Source organism: Mesorhizobium sp. IMUNJ 23232 (assembly GCF_044326205.1).
GTDB lineage: Bacteria > Pseudomonadota > Alphaproteobacteria > Rhizobiales > Rhizobiaceae > Kumtagia.
Genome location: NZ_JBIRCY010000006.1, coordinates 151827 through 168674, shown reverse-complemented (window position 1 = coordinate 168674; position 16848 = coordinate 151827). Strand labels below are relative to the sequence as shown.

The 16848-nt window shown below is 62.2% G+C and carries 13 protein-coding genes and 2 tRNA genes; 10 read left to right on the top strand and 5 right to left on the bottom strand.

The window, feature by feature from the left end; translation table 11 throughout:
* Positions 1-5: 5 nt before the first annotated feature.
* Positions 6-1115 (bottom strand): Gfo/Idh/MocA family protein, encoded by a 1110-nt coding sequence (locus ACH196_RS06620; protein ID WP_396645936.1) that lies wholly within the window; start codon positions 1113-1115, stop codon positions 6-8.
* A gap of 152 nt (positions 1116-1267) precedes the next feature.
* Between ACH196_RS06620 and ACH196_RS06615 the strand changes: the two genes are divergently transcribed.
* The 6 genes from ACH196_RS06615 (at position 1268) to iolB (ending at position 8204) form a co-directional block, all read left to right on the top strand.
* Entirely contained in the window at positions 1268-2125 is an 858-nt protein-coding gene (locus tag ACH196_RS06615; protein ID WP_396646007.1) for a MurR/RpiR family transcriptional regulator, read from the top strand.
* 104 nt (positions 2126-2229) lie between these two features.
* The gene (gene iolC, locus ACH196_RS06610) at positions 2230-4164 is read left to right on the top strand and encodes a 5-dehydro-2-deoxygluconokinase (RefSeq protein ID WP_396645934.1); all 1935 of its coding nucleotides are present in this window, start codon (positions 2230-2232) and stop codon (positions 4162-4164) included.
* Between the two features lie 38 nt (positions 4165-4202).
* Entirely contained in the window at positions 4203-6047 is a 1845-nt protein-coding gene (gene iolD / locus ACH196_RS06605; RefSeq protein WP_396645933.1) for a 3D-(3,5/4)-trihydroxycyclohexane-1,2-dione acylhydrolase (decyclizing), read from the top strand.
* 152 nt (positions 6048-6199) lie between these two features.
* A complete protein-coding gene (gene iolE, locus ACH196_RS06600) occupies positions 6200-7117 on the top strand; it encodes a myo-inosose-2 dehydratase (protein WP_396645932.1) in 918 nt (305 codons plus the stop codon).
* Between the two features lie 68 nt (positions 7118-7185).
* Positions 7186-7401 (top strand): DUF3329 domain-containing protein, encoded by a 216-nt coding sequence (locus ACH196_RS06595; protein WP_396645931.1) that lies wholly within the window; start codon positions 7186-7188, stop codon positions 7399-7401.
* Between the two features lie 5 nt (positions 7402-7406).
* The gene (gene iolB, locus ACH196_RS06590) at positions 7407-8204 is read left to right on the top strand and encodes a 5-deoxy-glucuronate isomerase (RefSeq protein WP_396645930.1); all 798 of its coding nucleotides are present in this window, start codon (positions 7407-7409) and stop codon (positions 8202-8204) included.
* 116 nt (positions 8205-8320) lie between these two features.
* Here the strand turns inward: iolB and ACH196_RS06585 are convergent, their stop codons facing one another.
* Positions 8321-9565, bottom strand: a complete 1245-nt coding sequence (locus ACH196_RS06585; protein ID WP_396645929.1) for a phytanoyl-CoA dioxygenase family protein — start codon at positions 9563-9565, stop codon at positions 8321-8323.
* A 453-nt stretch (positions 9566-10018) separates the two neighbouring features.
* On the opposite strand from ACH196_RS06585, the gene ACH196_RS06580 reads away from it, so the two are divergent.
* Positions 10019-10095 (top strand) — tRNA-Pro (locus tag ACH196_RS06580).
* A 192-nt stretch (positions 10096-10287) separates the two neighbouring features.
* Here the strand turns inward: ACH196_RS06580 and ACH196_RS06575 are convergent.
* From ACH196_RS06575 to ACH196_RS06565, 3 genes are all read right to left on the bottom strand, one after another.
* Entirely contained in the window at positions 10288-11460 is a 1173-nt protein-coding gene (locus tag ACH196_RS06575; protein WP_396645928.1) for a GSCFA domain-containing protein, read from the bottom strand.
* Positions 11461-11719: 259 nt separating this feature from the next.
* The gene (locus ACH196_RS06570; RefSeq protein ID WP_396645927.1) at positions 11720-12988 is read right to left on the bottom strand and encodes a hypothetical protein; all 1269 of its coding nucleotides are present in this window, start codon (positions 12986-12988) and stop codon (positions 11720-11722) included.
* 19 nt (positions 12989-13007) lie between these two features.
* Entirely contained in the window at positions 13008-13805 is a 798-nt protein-coding gene (locus tag ACH196_RS06565; protein WP_396645925.1) for an ABC transporter permease, read from the bottom strand.
* Between the two features lie 389 nt (positions 13806-14194).
* Between ACH196_RS06565 and ACH196_RS06560 the strand changes: the two genes are divergently transcribed.
* The 3 genes from ACH196_RS06560 to ACH196_RS06550 all read left to right on the top strand — a co-directional run bounded on the left by ACH196_RS06560 (position 14195) and on the right by ACH196_RS06550 (position 16136).
* Entirely contained in the window at positions 14195-14500 is a 306-nt protein-coding gene (locus ACH196_RS06560) for an ETC complex I subunit (RefSeq protein WP_396645923.1), read from the top strand.
* A 59-nt stretch (positions 14501-14559) separates the two neighbouring features.
* A tRNA-Arg gene (locus tag ACH196_RS06555) sits at positions 14560-14636 on the top strand.
* A 270-nt stretch (positions 14637-14906) separates the two neighbouring features.
* Positions 14907-16136, top strand: coding sequence for a calcium-binding protein (locus ACH196_RS06550; protein ID WP_396645921.1), 1230 nt, complete (start codon positions 14907-14909; stop codon positions 16134-16136).
* Positions 16137-16848 lie beyond the last annotated feature (712 nt).

The following is a 16848-nucleotide window of genomic DNA, read 5'->3' as shown; positions in this document are numbered from 1 at the left end:
CGATATCATCGCACCTCCACCCACGAGGATAGCTCGAACGAACGCGCCATGGCGTGCACGGTGCGCTCGATCTCCAGCCCCTCGTCGAAGTCGACGATGTGGGCTGGCTTGCCCTCCAGCCGCGAGATCAGTTCGCGGCATTCGATCGTCTTCAGGTCGTTGAAACCGAGGCCATGGCCGGGCGCCGGGATGAACCTGTCGTAGGGCTTGTGCTGCGGCGCGATCAGGATCGTGCGAAAACCCTGCTCGGTGGGGCGGTCGGATGTCACATAGAGCTGAAGCTCGTTGAAGCGCTCCTGGTCGAAGACGATCGAGCCTTTCGAGCCGAAGATCTGGATGGCGATGCGTCCCTTGCGGCCCCAGGCCGAGCGGTTGACCAGCAGCGTGCCGGCGATGCCGTTTTCCAGCCGCATCAGCACGCTGGCGATGTCGTAAGTCTCGACGTCGCGGCGCCCGCCGCCGGCGACGGCGCGGTCGGCATAGGGTTTCGCCATGTCGCACATGACGCGCGACACGCGTCCGAAGAGTTTCGAGACCAGCGACAGCGGATGCACGGCGAAATCATCGAGCGCGCCGTAGCCGGACGCGGCCTCGTGCTTCCAGAAGAACAGGGCTTCCGGATCGGCCATGAAGTCCTCGTCCATCTCGATGCGGACGAGGTTGACGTCGCCGATGATCTTTTCGTCGAGCAACTGGCGGATATGCCGGAAGGCGGGGCTCTGGATGTAGTTGTAGCCAAGCACCGCGACCTTGCCGGATTTGCGCGCCTCATCGGTCATGGCTCGCGATTCGACCAGCGCCGGGGCCATCGGCTTCTCGCACCAGACGTGTTTTCCGGCCTTCAGCGCTTCAATCGCCATCTCCGGGTGGAACTGGTTGGGCGAGGTGACCGAGACGATGTCGACCTCCGGGTCGTTCACCACGGCGCGCCAATCTCCTGACGCTTTCGCGAAGCCGAACTCGCGGCCTTTCTTATTAGCCAGCTCATCATTGGCTTCGCCCAGGTGGACGAGCTTTATTTCCGGCACGTCACCGAATACGGTGCCGACCGAATTCCACGCCAGCGCGTGGCATTTGCCCATGAAGCCCGTGCCGATCAGTCCGACGCCAATCATTTTCGATCCTCCAACCTTGCGTGCCGGCTCCAGCGGCAATTTTGTACGAGTTAGTCGATTTTTTGTTGAAATGGAACGGCTGGTTCATTTTATTGTTTGAACATGTCGCAGCGGCATGATCCGGGAGGTCGGCGCGAATGAGTGAGCAGGGAATGGAGGACGAGGCGCCGCGCGACTACGACACGCTGCGCGCGCTGATCCTCGAACGCCGGCAATCGCTGCCAAAGCGCATCGCCCAGGTCGCCGCCTATTCGCTCGACAATCCGGATGAGATCGCCTTCGGCACGGCGGCCAGCATCGCCGCATCGGCGGGCGTGCAGCCTTCGACGCTGATCCGCTTCGCCCAGCATCTGGGCTTTGCCGGCTTCACCAGCCTGCAATCGGTGTTCCGCGAAAGGCTGCGCGAGCGCAATTCCTCATACGAGGAGCGGCTGAGCGGACTACGCGCGGAGGGAGCGGAGGGGGGCGGCAGCCGGAAGATCCTGGAAGGTTTTCTCACGGCGTCGGAGAATTCGCTGGCGACGATGACACGTACGCTGGACGAGGAGGTGCTGAACCGCGCCATCGCGATGCTGGCCGAAGCCGAGACGATCTATATCCTGGCGCGCCGCCGCTCCTATCCGGTCGCCAGCTACATCGCCTATGCGCTGGGCAAGCTGAAGGTGCGTAGCCAGATCGTCGAGTCGCCGTCGGGCCTAAACCCGGAGGTCATCTCCTTCGCAACCGCCAGGGATGCCGTGCTCGCCATCAGCTTCTCGCCCTATGCGCCGGCCACCATCGAGGAGGCGCGGCTGCTGTCCGAGCAGGGCGTACCTATGGTGGCGATCACCGACAGCGCCTTTTCGCCGCTGGCGCAGTTCGCCGACGTATGGTTCGAGGTGGCGGAGGCGGATTTCGGCGGATTCCGTTCGCTTTCGGCCACAATGGCGCTGTCGATGGCCCTGTCGGTCGGCGTTGCCGAGAAACGGCGGTCGCCGTCGCGGCGCGGGAAAAAGGTGGCCGCGCGGTGAGGGAATGTACATTCCATATTGACTGAAAGGTGGAATTAATATTTCATTGAGACGTCATTCGCGGGGTCTGTGGGCCGCGCATCCTTTGACGATGGGAGGCGATCATGGCGAATCCGCCGGACGAAAACACGGCAGAACTCGACGTCATCACCATGGGCCGCGCGTCCGTGGACCTCTACGGCCAGCAGATCGGCTCACGCCTCGAGGATATCGCATCCTTCGCAAAATCGGTCGGCGGATGCCCGGCCAACATCGCCGTCGGCACGGCGCGGCTCGGTCTGCGCTCGGCGCTGCTGACGCGCGTCGGCGACGAGCAGATGGGGCGTTTCATCCGCGAGCAGATGCGCCGCGAGGGCGTGTCGGTCGACGGGCTGGTCACCGACAAGGAGCGGCTGACGGCGCTGGTGCTGCTGGCGGTAGAGGAGGAAGGCGTCTCGCCGATGATCTTCGTGCGCACCGACTGCGCCGACATGGCGCTAGACCCGGATGATGTCGATGAAGCCTTCGTCGCCTCCGCGCGCGCCGTGGTGGTGACCGGCACGCATTTTTCGCGGGAGAACACCGAGGCCGCGCAGCGCAAGGCGATAAGAATCGCCAAGGCGCATGGCCGCAAGGTTGTATTCGACATCGACTACCGGCCGAACCTCTGGGGCCTTGCCGGCCATGCCGCCGGCTTCGAGCGTTACGTGAAGTCCGACCGGGTTTCGAACCGGCTCAAATCCGTGCTGCCGGATTGCGACCTGATCGTGGGCACCGAAGAGGAGATCATGATCGCCTCCGGCGCCGACGATCCGCTGAGCGCGCTGAAGGCGATCCGCGCTCTCTCGCAGGCGACGATCGTGCTGAAACGCGGCGCAATGGGCTGCATCGTCTATGATGGGCCGATCAGCGACGATCTGGAGGACGGCGTCGTCGGCAAGGGTTTTCCGATCGAGGTGTTCAACGTGCTTGGCGCCGGCGACGCCTTCATGTCCGGCCTGCTGCGCGGCTGGTTGGGCGGCGAGAGCCTGGAGACGGCGGCGACCTGGGCCAATGCCTGCGGCGCCTTCGCCGTGTCGCGGCTGCTCTGCTCGCCGGAATATCCGACCTGGGCCGAATTGCAGTATTTCCTCGAACATGGCAGTCCGCACCGGGCCCTGCGCAAGGACGAGACGCTCAACACCATCCATTGGGCGACGACGCGGCGCCGCGCGATCCAGTTGCTGATGGCGCTGGCGATCGACCATCGGGTGCAGCTCGAAGAGGCTGCGGCCGCCGCCGGCGTGGATAGCGGGAAGATCGGGCAATTCAAGGTTCTGGCTGTGAAGGCCGCCGCGCGCGTCGCCGGTGGCCGGGACGGCTACGGCATGCTGATCGACGAGAAGCATGGCCGCGACGCCATGTTCGAGTTCGCGCGGCATTCCTTCGCCTGGCTCGGCCGCCCGGTCGAACTGCCTGGCTCGCGGCCGCTGCGCTTCGAGTTCAGCCAGGACATCGGCTCGCAACTGGTCGAGTGGCCGGTCGAGCACTGCATAAAATGCCTGTGCTTCTATCATCCGGACGATCCGGCGGCGCTGAAGCTGGAACAGCAGGACAAGCTGCGCACCCTGTTCGAGGCCGCGCGCAAGGTGGGGCGCGAACTGCTGGTCGAGATCATCGCCGGCAAGCACGGCCCGCTCGCCGAGGACACGGTGCCGCGCGCTCTGGAAGAGCTTTATGCGCTGGGCATCAAGCCGGACTGGTGGAAGCTGGAGCCTCAGAATTCCGCGGCCGCGTGGCGGCGCATCGGCGCCGTCATCGAGCGCAGCGATCCGCTCTGCCGCGGCGTCGTGCTGCTCGGCCTCGAAGCGCCTGAGAATGAGCTTGTCCAGGCTTTCCGCGCCACTGCCGACGCGCCGGTGGTGAAGGGTTTTGCCGTCGGCCGCACCATTTTCATGGAGCCGGCGGAGCGCTGGTTCGCGGGCAAGATCGGCGACGAGGAAGCGATTGCCGAGATGGCCGCGCGTTTCGAGCGGCTGACCTCGGCATGGCTTGCGGCGCGCAGCCGCAAGGCGGCATAATCCGCAAAAAGATATCCGGCACGGTTCGGGAGGAAACAATGACCAAGACCATCCGCCTGACCATGGCGCAGGCGCTGACGCGCTATTTGGCCCGTCAGATGACCGAGATAGATGGGGCGAAAATGCCGATCTTCGGCGGTGTCTGGGCGATCTTCGGCCACGGCAACGTCGCCGGCGTCGGCGAGGCGCTCTACCAGGTGCGCGACGAGCTCCCGACCTACCGCGCGCACAACGAGCAGGGCATGGCGCATGCGGCGATCGCCTTCGCCAAGGCGAGTTTCCGCCGCCGTTTCATGGCCGCGACCTCGTCGATCGGGCCGGGCGCCACCAACATGGTGACGGCGGCCGCGCTCGCGCATGTCAACCGCATCCCGCTGTTGCTGCTGCCCGGTGATGTCTTTGCCAATCGCGCACCCGACCCGGTTTTGCAACAGGTGGAGGACTGGGCCGACGGCACCGTCTCCGCCAACGACTGTTTCCGGCCGGTCAGCCGTTATTTCGACCGCATCACGCGGCCCGAGCAGATCATGTCCGCGCTCAACCGTGCCATGCAGGTCTTGACCGATCCGGCCGAATGCGGGCCGGTGACGCTCAGCCTCTGCCAGGACGTGCAGGCCGAGGCTTTTGATTATCCGGAGAGTTTCTTCGAGGAACGCATATGGATTCCGCGCCGGCCCCGGCCGGATGAGCGCGAATTCGCGGCCGCCGTCGCGGCGCTGAAGGGCGCAAAAAAGCCGGTGATCATTGCCGGCGGCGGAGTGCTCTATTCCGAAGCCGCCGGCACGCTGAAGGCTTTTGCCGAGAAACACGGCATCCCGGTCATGGAGACCAATGCGGGGAAATCGAGCCTGCCGCACGAGCACCCGCTCAACATGGGCTCGGTCGGCGTCACCGGATCATCGGCCTCCAACCTGCTTGCGGAGCAGGCGGACGTCGTGCTGGCGGTTGGCTCGCGCCTGCAGGATTTCACCACCGGCTCCTGGGCGCTGTTCAAGGCGGATGGCGTAAAGATCGTCGGCCTCAACACGCAGCCTTTCGATGCCGGAAAACATCGCGCGCTGCCGCTGGTTGCCGACGCCAGGGCCGGGCTGGAGGCGCTTGGGGCGAGCCTCGGTGGCTGGAAATCGCCCGACGCCTGGGTGGCGACCGCGAAGGCCGCCAAGGCCGACTGGCTGCAGGCCGCGAAGGCCGTAACCGATCCGACCAACGCGCTGCCGTCGGACGCGCAGGTGATCGGCGCGGTGCATCGCGCGCGGGGCTCCAGGGCGACGCTTGTCTGCGCATCGGGCGGGCTGCCGGGCGAGTTGCACAAGCTGTGGCCGGCCGGCGCGCCGGGCAGCTACCACATGGAATACGGTTTCTCGACCATGGGCTACGAGATCGCCGGCGGGCTCGGCGTGAAACTCGCCAAACCCGACCACGACGTGATCGTCATGCTCGGCGACGGCAGCTACATGATGATGAATTCCGAGATCGCCACTTCGGTCATGATCGGCCGGAAGCTGACCATCGTCGTGCTCGATAACAGAGGTTTCGGCTGCATCAACCGGCTGCAGATGGCGACCGGCGGCGCGAACTTCAACAATCTGCTGAAGGACGCGAAACACGAGGTGCTGCCGCAGATCGATTTCGCCGCGCATGCCGCCTCGATGGGGGCTGTGGCGCGAAAAGTCGCGTCGATCGCTGAACTGGAACGGGCGCTGAAGGAAGCCGAGGCTGACACGAAGACCAGCGTCATCGTCATCGATACCGATCCGCTGATCTCGACCGAAGCCGGCGGCCACTGGTGGGATGTCGCGGTGCCCGAGGTTTCCGTGCGGCCGAGCGTCAACAAGGCCCGCAAGGACTATGAGGAAGCGTTGAGGCAGCGTGTTGTGAACTGATGCGCCTACTTACCCTCCCCCGTGGGGAGGGTCGGCGCGTGGGTCCAAAGGACGGGTGGGGGTCCCAACCGCTGCCCGGCCAAAATCACCCCCACCCGGCGGGCTGGGCCCGCCGACCTCCCCACAAGGGGAGGTAGAAAGCGGAGAGAACTTTGAAAGCCAAACTGGGCATGTCCCCCATCGCGTGGTGGAACGACGATCTGGTCGAACTCTCCGACGACGTGTCGCTGGAGGAATGCCTGCGCCAGTCGCGCTCGGCGGGTTTTACCGGCATGGAAAAGGGGCGGCGTTTTCCAGAAGACCCGGAAATCATGCTGCCGATCCTGAAAAAGGCGGACGTGACGCTATGCGGCGGCTGGTTTTCCGGCACGCTGGTCAACGAGGATATTTCGGCCAACAAGGACCGCATCCAGCCGATGATCGACCTGTTCAAGGCGGTCGACGCGCCCTGCATCGTCTATGGCGAGGTCGGCCGCTCGATCCAGGGCGACCGCTCGAAGCCGCTTGCGGGCAAGGCGGTGCTCTCCGACGATGAGATGAAGGCCTATGCGAAGCGCGTGACCGAGTTCGGCGAATGGTGCGCCGGGCAGGGCATGCCGCTTTCCTACCACCATCACATGGCGGCGGTCGTCCAGTTCGAGCACGAGCTCGACGCCTTCATGAATTTTTCCGGGGAGGGGATTCCGCTGCTGCTCGACGCCGGGCATCTGGCCTTCGCCGGCGGCGACGTGCTGCGCGCCATCGACAGGCACCACAAGCGCATCAGCCACGTGCATGTGAAGGACATCCGCCAGCCGGTGATCGACGGCCTCGACTGGTCGAAGCAGTCGTTCCTCGACGCCGTGGCGCTCGGCGCCTTCACCGTGCCGGGCGACGGTTCACTCGATTTCGGCGCAATCGTCCAGAAATTTGCCGACTACGGTTATGAAGGCTGGTTCGTGGTCGAGGCCGAGCAGGATCCGCGGAAAAACCCGCCGCTGAAAATGGCCGAGGTCGGCCACAAGGAATTGATGCGGGTCATGACTGCGGCGGGTTATACGGTCGAAACACAGGGTTTTCCGGCCGCCTGAGCGTGATATGAGGGAAGCGGCGGCCACGGCCGCCCGAAGGTAAGCAGAACCGAACGGATACTACCCTCATGGCCAACGACCGCGATCACCCCTGGCTCCGCCCGCTGTGGGTTCGGATCGCGATCGTTGTTGTCTGTGCGATTTGGTCCGGCCTCGAATTCTACAGCGGCCAGGCTTTTTGGGGCACGCTTGCCGGCGGCATGGCGGTCTATGCGGCGTGGATGTATCTGGTGAACCATCCGAAGCCGCAGGATCAGCCGTCGAAGGAACAGCAAGAGGAATGACGCAAATGTCGAAGCTTCTGGTCAAGCGCAAAGCCGGTGACGGGCTGGTGGCCAAGATCACGCCGGAAAGCGCCGGCTGGGGTTATGTCGGTTTCGAGCTTCACCGGTTGAAGCCCGGCCAGACAGTGTCGGCACCGACGGGTTCGCAGGAAGTCTGTCTGGTCTTCGTCACGGGCAAGGGCGAGGCGACAGCCGACGGCGAGGATTTTGGCGTGCTCGGCGCGCGCATGTCGCCCTTCGAAGGAAAACCCTGGTCGCTCTACGTCCCGCAGGATTCGCAATGGTCGGTCACCGCCGAGACCGACCTCGAACTCGCCGTCTGCCTGGCGCCAGGACTGGGCAAGGGCCTGCCGGCGCGGGTGATCGGCCCCGAGGACGTCAAGCAGGAGGTTCGCGGCAAGGGCACCAACACCCGCTACGTCACCAACATCCTGCCGGAAGGCGAGCCGGCCGATTCGCTGCTGGTGGTCGAGGTGATCACGCCGGGCGGCCATACGTCCAGCTATCCGCCGCACAAGCACGACCAGGACAATCTGCCGGCGGAATCCTACCTCGAGGAGACCTACTACCACCGGCTCAACCCGCCGCAGGGCTTCGGCTTTCAGCGCGTCTACACCGACGACCGCTCGCTGGACGAGGTGATGGCGGTGGAGGACGGCGACATCGTCATGGTGCCGAAGGGCTATCACCCCTGTGCGGCGTGCCATGGATACGATCTCTATTATCTCAACGTCATGGCCGGGCCGAAGCGCACCTGGAAATTCCACAACGCGCCCGAGCATGAGTGGCTGATGAAGGCGTAGGCGGCAAAGACCCGCCGCCTTGCCGGAGCGAGAACCAAAGCTTCCAAATGAAAACGGCCGGACGATCGTCCGGCCGTTTGCTTTCCGAGGACGCCGCGAGGCGCGGCGCCGGAGGCTCAGATATAGTTCTGCATGAAGCGGACGCCGGCCTTGCCTGCGTATTTGCGCACATGCGCGGCGGCAGCCAGGATGTCCTTGTTCTTGTTGGTCTGGGCCATCTCGATCTTGTGGTCGGAAGGGGCGAGCGGCCGGCCGAACAGCGAGTTGGTGTATTGCACCTGCGCCATCAGGCGCGATTCCGTCTCGGGGTGCGCACCCTTGTGAAGGGCACTGGTATCGACCAGGAAGACGGTTCCGCGCTTGCCAAGGATCTTGGTTTCCTCGTGCGCAATGCCCTGCTCGGCGACCTTCTGGTCCGAATGACGGCCGTCGGCCCACAGGGCGTCCGGACGGTTGCGGTGCGTGCCGCGCAACAGCACGTGCGGTCCGGAAGTGAGATTGACGTCGCTCAGGTAGACGAACATCTTCACGAAGCCCAGCCGGTGCATGTCGTGATGATAGAGTTGCGCCGTATCCGAGAGCTGCTTGTCGTTCTTGGCCTTCACGAAGGAGTTGAGGAAGGAAACCGGGGTGTTGAAGATCGGCGGGACGCCCATATAGGCCTGCACGATCGACAGCAGCAGCGGGTCTGACGAAAGCTGGTACATCTCCTCGAAGCTCGCGAGCCAGCGCGCGTCGCCCTTGATCTGCATCGGCGCGCCAGGCTTGCCGTCCAGGGCACCCTGCACCTTGTCACCGTGGTTCTCGACCAGCTTGCCGAGGATCTTCTGCTTCAGGCTTTCGACGATGGTCTCCGGAATGGTGAACTTGGCCTTCCAGTAGCCATGCAGCTCAAGGTGGCGGGCGGCGCCCTGGACAACCTTCGCCCAGGCGTCAGCAGTCTCGTCCTCACCGTCCTCGCCATTCACGAGACTGACGGTCGTATCGTCCATCATGTCCCCTTCCGGGGCAGCCGGCTTCGCCGCGGCGGCGGGCTTGTCGCCGTTCGGCTGCGGCACATACTCGCCGAACAGCGTCTGCGACATGTCGTAGCGGGTCTTGCGGACATGCGAGGCGATGACGTCGCTGAACACCTTGTTGCTTTTGCCCTTCGTCTCCGAGAAGGCGGCACGCATGTTCATGTATTCGTCCTGGTCGTTGACCGAGGTAAGCGTGTATTTGCGATACGCCTCGGCGGCGCGGCGGGCGCGCCAGTTCGGCTCCAGATAGTCGCCGATATTCTGGCGGAGGTCCTCGGCGGCGATCTGTTCAACCTGGATCGAATCGTTACGGGCCTCGATAAGAATCTTGTCTGAACTCATAGTGCAATCATTCCTCTTCCCGGCTGGGTGAATGGGCTAGCAATAGATGAAATAACGCGACTGTCAAAGCCGGTTCAACCACCTTGGCTGGCGCTTCCGTGTGCCTCACGGAATTCCTGATCCTATAATCCGCTCTGATAGAGGGTCTCGATGTTTCAAGCGCTTCTCAACTGCTCTTGGCATCTTTGCCGGCTTCGGGGCTCAACGGAAGATTGCCGCAACAACCAAGAAGCCGCACATCGAGCAAATCTTTTTGACCCCGTGATGACGGACGCTGAGGGCGGTTCCATATCCCAGAAATTCCGCGATCGCAATCTTGATTGAATCAGGCCACTTTGGCGGGGCGATGCCTTCCCGGCGGACAAGGCAGCCTGGGCGCTATCGAAAACCAGATGGGAATAGTCGGCCATACGAACTTGCTTTGCGGTCGCCTCCGCCATAAAGAGAGCCCGCCGGAGTGTAGCGCAGCCTGGTAGCGCACCTGATTTGGGATCAGGGGGTCGCAGGTTCGAATCCTGCCACTCCGACCATCCGGATGATCATATAGGATATGGTCAGCCGCTGTGACGGTCTGGGCGCCGGGGCGAATCATTTTGATGCGCGACAGGTCGTATTTCATCGATTTCCGAGGCTGGTGGTGGTTTGCCTCGGAAACCGCAGCAGGATCGTAAGCCGCCGGCCCGACGAGCGCGGTTCCGGCGACTTGTGAGCGCCGCCCGCCGCTATTCTGCCGCTTGCTGACTGGCGACCTCTCCGCGGGCGTCGAAATGGGCGCTCTTGAAGGTCTGGACGATCTTGGCAACCATCCAGTTATTGACATGCCGGCCGTCGTCCTCGCGGAAGCTGGTCGGCGCGTTCGACATCACCAGTTCATAGGACGGGAAGTAGGTGACGTTCGGGTACTTGCGTGCCAAGGCGCCGAGGACGGCACGCAGGATGCTCTTGCCTTCGGTGTTGGCGACCAGAATGTCGTCGACGCCGAATGTCCGCGACAGGCCGACCGGCGATACGGTCAGGACGATTCGTGCTTCGGGTCTGACCTTACCGATGATCTGGATCACGCGTTCCATGTTCGCGAAGTTCTCCTCGTACGAGGACATATGGAACTCGGTCTCTTGTTCGCCTGCGCCGCCGGCATAGCCGGGTTTCTGGCAAGCCATCAGACCGGACTTCCTGTTGCGGAAGACTTCAGCCATGCCGAGCGTCATGAAGAACACCGAGGCTTCGCGGATACCGCGGTCGATTGCCGCGCTGGTAAGCCGGTTGGCTTCGAGCAAATCCTCCGGCGTGCGGCCAAAAATCATGCGGCGGTACGGATCCTGATAGGCTTTTGTTCCGCCCCAGTAGATGTCCTTGGTCACCCAATAGTCGTCGGGCGCGAAGCTCAATTCGCCGATGTGCCGTTCGAATTCCTGCCGGATGGTAAAGGAGTTGAAATAGTCCATATGCGGCCGCGCGGGCAGCCGATCCATCCTGTACCGATCCGGCGCCATCGGCACATCCTGCATCGGCGGTCCCACGTCGAATCCTTCCGCGGTCAGGTAGAGCCGGATGCGCTCGGCGAAGCAACTGCCGATCGTGAAGAGCTTGTCCTTGTGGCCGAACAGCGGCTTGATCGGAACGGTCATCACCTTGTTGACATGGTGTGTGCTCCACCGCGGATTCGGCTTTTCGCGCGCGAGGATTTTCTTGATCGGTGCGTCGACCGGAGCAGCGTCGAAGGACGCGGGTGCTGCGTTGTCGTACTCGGCCATGGATTTGACTCCCCCCATTTTGCGGGCAGTTAGGAAACTTGATGCCTTCTCAGCATCAGAGACATAGACCGAATCACTTCCTGTTTGGACTGGCAAGAGCCAGGGTGCCAACGTGCTTGTGCCCGAGGCCCGGTCGAACACCACGCAGCTTCATGCCGGGCGGCTTCCCGGCCAAACAGCGGCGGTTCGTCGGAACATCCGATGCCTATGATCAAAGTCGGGCGGAAGCTAGACCAAGCCACGCTGGTCGGCAATGCATTGCCGGGTCGATAGGGCTCCGACCTCAGGTTGACGAAAGGTCAGCTACTCCTGTGGACACTTTGCGGCAGAGGCCAGGCGCCTGGAAGACGCATAGTGCAAGCATGCCAAACCGAGGTCGAGTGATGCTGGATCGATGGCATCAGGAAACGGGCTGAACGTCGGCCTCGGCATTGTCGTAAAGCATTGCTATGCGCCGTTTTTCGGGAGGCAGCTTGCCGATATCCTTAGGCTTACGCTTTGCCAGCCGCTGGGTGGCGCGCTTGTTTTGCTCCACATATTTGGCGTTTGTCGGTTCCAATGTGGCAGCCTGACTGGCATGCCGGCTTGCCTGTTTCAAGGCTCCGTTGGCCATGAACATCACGCTCAGGGCATAGTGCGATTTCGCGAAGGCCGGATGTGTCCGGAGCAACCGGCGGTGTAGACTGATTGAAAGATCGATCCGGCCCAGGTCCCGCATGCACACCGCCAGCGCCCACTGATAGTCCGCGAAGTTGACATAAAGGCCGCGCGCCGCCGCAAGATGCCCGACAGCCGACTTTGCCTGTCCCAATTGCAGGAAGGCGTGGCCCGTCAGATATTGCGCAAAGTCGGAGGAAGGGTGAAGCGATGTCGCCTTGACCCCTATCTCGGCAGCCTTCGCCCAGTCCCGCGCCGAATGGGCGACGAAAAGCGCGTAGTAGGCTTCAGGGAACCCTTCGATCTCGCATCCGAACCCGTCCTCGAGCATTGGCGGGGGCGGTTCGTTGTTCAGCAGTCTGCGGATCATCGGCGTCAACCGCTCTCTGTTGCGCAGATAACCGCCCGGGCCGTGGCCGACGAAATTCATCGACCGGGCCTCGTAATTCGGGAGTCCCTTGGCGAGGGACATGCAATACAGATCCAGCGGATCATTTTCGCCCGCGAGCGAATAGATCGGCATGGTAGCCTGCGCGATGAAGCGGTGGATGTTGAGGAAAGGTGTCTTTGCATCCGGGGCCAGAAGCCGTTCGCTGCGGCTTGCCGGCAGGCGGATCGTCGTTTCGGCGCCGAAGGCGAGCACGCGCGCGCCAAGCAGGCTGCCGAACAGGATCGCGCCATGCCCGCCCATGCTCTGGCCGACCGTGTAGATCTCCGTGGCCCCGAGATGACGGGCCCACAGCTTGATGTTCATGATGGTTGTCGGCAGATCGGAGCCGAGGCCGGGCACGCCGTTCTGGTACCACTCGTTCTTGCCGTTGTTGACGTAGAGCCGGCTCGCGTCGAGCTCCATGCCGACCTTCCAGAAATGAAAGGACCGCGGCGGGACGCTCGAGCCACTGAAGAGTATGATGAGTTTCGTCGACCCCGCGACCGGAACGAATTGGAAATGCGCCCCGCCTTCCTCGGTTGGTGGCGAGGAGAGGGGCCGTTGGTTGTTTTCGAAATCCATTCTGATCGGCAGTCCGCTTTTAGAAGGCCATTATGCGGTGGCGGTAAGCCCGCTCAAGCAGGAGGCCCGTGACGAGAAAGAGGGCTCCGATAACAAAAACATAGGTTTTGTCCAAGAGCGGATCGTAGGTCAGGTACACTGCGGTGCGGATCCACTCGACACAGTGCAGGATGGGATTCCATCCAATCACCGCCTGCATGGCGGGCGGCGATAGGGCCGGCACGTAGAAAACACCCGAAAGAATCAGCAGCGGAAAACGGATGACGCCCCATATCCGTTCATATGTCGGCAGCAGGGTGGCCACGACGGCATTGAAGGTACCGACACCAAAGCTCAGGAAGCAGAGAGCGCCAAGAGCCTCGGCAAACTTGACATAGTTGATGATGACCTTTTCTTCGCTGACGATGGAGAGCATGGAATAGAAGATAATCCAGATTATGAACATGATGATCGTTTCGAGGACAAGCCTCGCGACAATCGCGTCGATCGGTTTCACTGGCGGATAGGCCAACAGTGCTTTGTTAGCCGTTATGGCGCTAAGCCCGCGCGAGGCGATCGCGCTGAACATGCGGAAGGTTAGGATTCCGGAGAGGATGAACAGCAGCAGGTTCTGGCCGAAGGGTATGCGATTCTCGATGAACGACCTAACGGCAACGACAAACACGACATAGGCCATCGGCTCCAGCAGCAGCCAGATGAACCCGAACTTGTTGCGGCCGAAACGGGTTCTCGTCTCGCGCAAGATCATGGCGGTAACCACGCGGGCGGCTACGCCGATCTGGCTGGAAAAGGTTGGCGTACGGACTTCGCTGAGCATCTGATTTTCCGCAGTCATATTGCCGACGGCGCTTAGACCATATCATCGTGGATCGCGCCAGCCGTCACCAAAGCAGCAACTGGAGACAAAAATGCGGCCATCCCGCTGCTCTTTATAGCTCCGGTAGGGAGATCGCCTCTCCCCGGCAGTGGCACGCCGAGTCATCGAACAATCCTCCGCTCAATCGGGGGGCGACCCCGTCATCGCTCAGCCTTCTTGCCCAACAGGCTCATCATGATCTACAGACGAAAGGGCAGATCAACGTCTTGGACGGTTCGCAGCAGGTCCGCTTTGACGGATCATACAAAGCTCGGCATCCCCGGCGGATATCTGTTTGGGAATTCAGGATTGCGTTCCTGGATCGCCGGCACCAAACTCTGAGGACACCTATGTCAGCGCGCATCTACAGCCCTGCCAAGACCGCGATGCAGTCCGGGAAGGCCAAGACGGGATATTGGGTTCTCGATTTCGACCCCGAGAAGCCGCGCAAGATCGACCCGCTGATGGGCTATACTACCTCGTCGGACATGAAGAGCCAGGTCCGGCTCACTTTCGACACTAGGGAAGAAGCCATTGCCTATGCCGAGAAACACGGCATCGCCTTTCGCGTGCAGGAGCCCAAGGAAGCCAAGCGGCGGCAGATTTCCTATGCGGAGAATTTCCGCTATGACCGCAAGACGCCCTGGACGCACTGAACGCCCCGCCTGCCACATCGCCGCCAGCGCGGCGAGCAGTATGCCAAGGCGTAGTCTTTGGTCCCGTAGCTCAGCTGGATAGAGCACCGGCCTTCTAAGCCGATGGTCGCAGGTTCGAATCCTGCCGGGATCGCCACTAACCGCCTGTTATCAAACGTGAATTAGCTGTTACGATTTGGCAGCGCAGGACGCTTTTGTGCCGTGTCGGGGCATCGCGGAAATTCGCTTGCGCCAACGAAAGCGCCTCTCTGTCATCCGTAGAACGCGAAACACCCGAAACAGAACTTGAATTCGAATTGAGAGAAATCAACCCGCAAAAGTTGTTGCAGCCTACAGGGTTGTATCACTATATGCTCGCCTGCACCACATTGGAGCAGGCGACGCGGTCTGCGTGGAGGGGGAATCGATGGCAATTGTATCTGGCGGCACAACTGTCGCCCTGGACATGAGCGGCCTGAAGGTCGCTGACCTTTTTGACTATGACGATGCCACCACGACACCCACCGAGGCGAAATATTTCGACGACGCCAAGAATTTTGTCCTCGTCAAGGGCGCTGGCCTGACCTTCGATGCATCGGACGCGCTCACGGGCGGCACCCTCTCGACTTTCGAACTGGTGGCGGCGGGTGAAACCACCTTCAAGATCGCATCCATTCCGAACGTCAAGGTGACGGATCTCTCGAAGTTCATCGCATCCGGTGACACCAAGGGCCTGCTCGGGCTTGTGCTGGCCGGCAACGACACCATCACCGGGACGGGCCTGGACGACAAGCTGTCCGGCTTCGGGGGTGACGACACCTTTGTCGGTGGCGGAGGGAAAGACGCCATTGATGGCGGGGCCGGGGTGGACACGGCGAGCTACCTTACGTCTAACGCTGGCGTCACCGTCAATCTGCAACTGGGCACCGGCACCGGCGGCGACGCCCAGGGCGACACGCTGACCGGCATCGAGAAACTGATCGGGTCGAAATTTGCCGACAAGCTGACCGGAAGCGCTGGAGATAACATCCTGATCGACGGCGGACGCGGTATCGATACGCTGACCGGCCAGGGCGGCGACGACGTCTATGCCGTCCACAATGCCGGCACCGTGATCGTCGAGGCGGCAGGCGCGGGCAGTGATCGCGTTGGTGCGGGCGTCAAAACCTTTGTGCTGGGTAATGGCGTCAGCGCCGAGTTGCTCAACACCACGTCGCTGAAGGCAGCCTACGCGATCAACCTGACCGGCAATGATTTTGTCCAGTTGGTGCGCGGCAATGCCGGCGACAATGTGCTGGATGGCAAGGGCGGCAACGACATTCTCCACGGCATGGGCGGCAAGGATACCTTCGTGTTCTCCTCGGCGCTGGGCGCCAGCAATGTCGATACGATTGCCGACTTCAAGGCGGCCGACGACACCATCAATCTGGAAAACGGCGTCTTCACCGCGCTGACGACAACCGGGGCGTTGGCAGCGGGCAGCTTCCAGGCCAACGCCACCGGTGTGGCGGCTGATGCCGACGACCGCATCATCTACGAGACCGACACCGGAAAACTGTTCTACGACGCGGATGGCAATGGTTCCGGGGCCGCCGTTCACTTCGCCACCCTCACCGGCAACCCGACGCTGACGGCGGCCGACTTTGTGGTGATTTAAGCTGATCGGCCATCGAATGACGAAGCCCGGCCGCGCCTTCGCAGCCGGACTTCAGGTTGGGGACCGGACTTTTAAGCCGATGATCGCAGGTTCGGATCCTGCCGGTTGAACCCCCGAAGCTTCCGTTTAATGTAAGAAAATCAAAGGTGTTAGCCGGGGCGCAAACGCGCGCCACTAGGCTAAAAGAGTTTTCTCGGCTAACTTTTAGTTGGACCCTGGGGGTGAGGAAATCGCTGGATTAAACACCCAAACTCATGGCGGTTTCGGCCTGAAGTGGTTCATGCCGCCGACGTTGAATAAACATTCGGCGTCGGCAGTACATATTTGTCAACCGCCCTTCACGATTTCGTGTATTCTCGCCGGCGGAGCGGGCTGGGAGGAAAAGAATGTTTAGCCAGGCCGTTCCGGGCCGCTGGCTTCACCCACCCCCCACCCAGGGGCCAGCGGCCCTCAATTCTCCCGCCTTAGCTCCAGAGCGAGCCATACAGCGCCGCGATGATGCCGACGACGATGCCTGCGGTGATCACCATGACGATTATGGCGATCAACCAAGGCGGGCCTCTTTGCGCGGGCATGGATATTTGTCCTGGGCGAGGATCATACCTCACGCCCGCCTCTGTCGCCAGCGGATGAGTCCGCGTCCTCAAATTCGGACCGGCCCTTGAATTTTTTGGCGCGGGACCACGACTATGAAAGCACCGCTCACTGTGGC

Bases quoted from the DNA above. Each gene is read 5' to 3' on its own strand.
- iolD (WP_396645933.1), top strand. From the start codon at position 4,203: ATGACCAAGACCATCCGCCTGACCATGGCGCAGGCGCTGACGCGCTAT.
- ACH196_RS06560 (WP_396645923.1), top strand. From the start codon at position 14,195: ATGTCAGCGCGCATCTACAGCCCTGCCAAGACCGCGATGCAGTCCGGG.
- ACH196_RS06570 (WP_396645927.1), bottom strand. From the start codon at position 12,988: ATGGATTTCGAAAACAACCAACGGCCCCTCTCCTCGCCACCAACCGAG.
- ACH196_RS06585 (WP_396645929.1), bottom strand. From the start codon at position 9,565: ATGAGTTCAGACAAGATTCTTATCGAGGCCCGTAACGATTCGATCCAG.
- iolB (WP_396645930.1), top strand. From the start codon at position 7,407: ATGTCGAAGCTTCTGGTCAAGCGCAAAGCCGGTGACGGGCTGGTGGCC.
- iolC (WP_396645934.1), top strand. From the start codon at position 2,230: ATGGCGAATCCGCCGGACGAAAACACGGCAGAACTCGACGTCATCACC.
- ACH196_RS06620 (WP_396645936.1), bottom strand. From the start codon at position 1,115: ATGATTGGCGTCGGACTGATCGGCACGGGCTTCATGGGCAAATGCCAC.
- ACH196_RS06550 (WP_396645921.1), top strand. From the start codon at position 14,907: ATGGCAATTGTATCTGGCGGCACAACTGTCGCCCTGGACATGAGCGGC.
- ACH196_RS06595 (WP_396645931.1), top strand. From the start codon at position 7,186: ATGGCCAACGACCGCGATCACCCCTGGCTCCGCCCGCTGTGGGTTCGG.
- ACH196_RS06565 (WP_396645925.1), bottom strand. From the start codon at position 13,805: ATGCTCAGCGAAGTCCGTACGCCAACCTTTTCCAGCCAGATCGGCGTA.
- ACH196_RS06615 (WP_396646007.1), top strand. From the start codon at position 1,268: ATGGAGGACGAGGCGCCGCGCGACTACGACACGCTGCGCGCGCTGATC.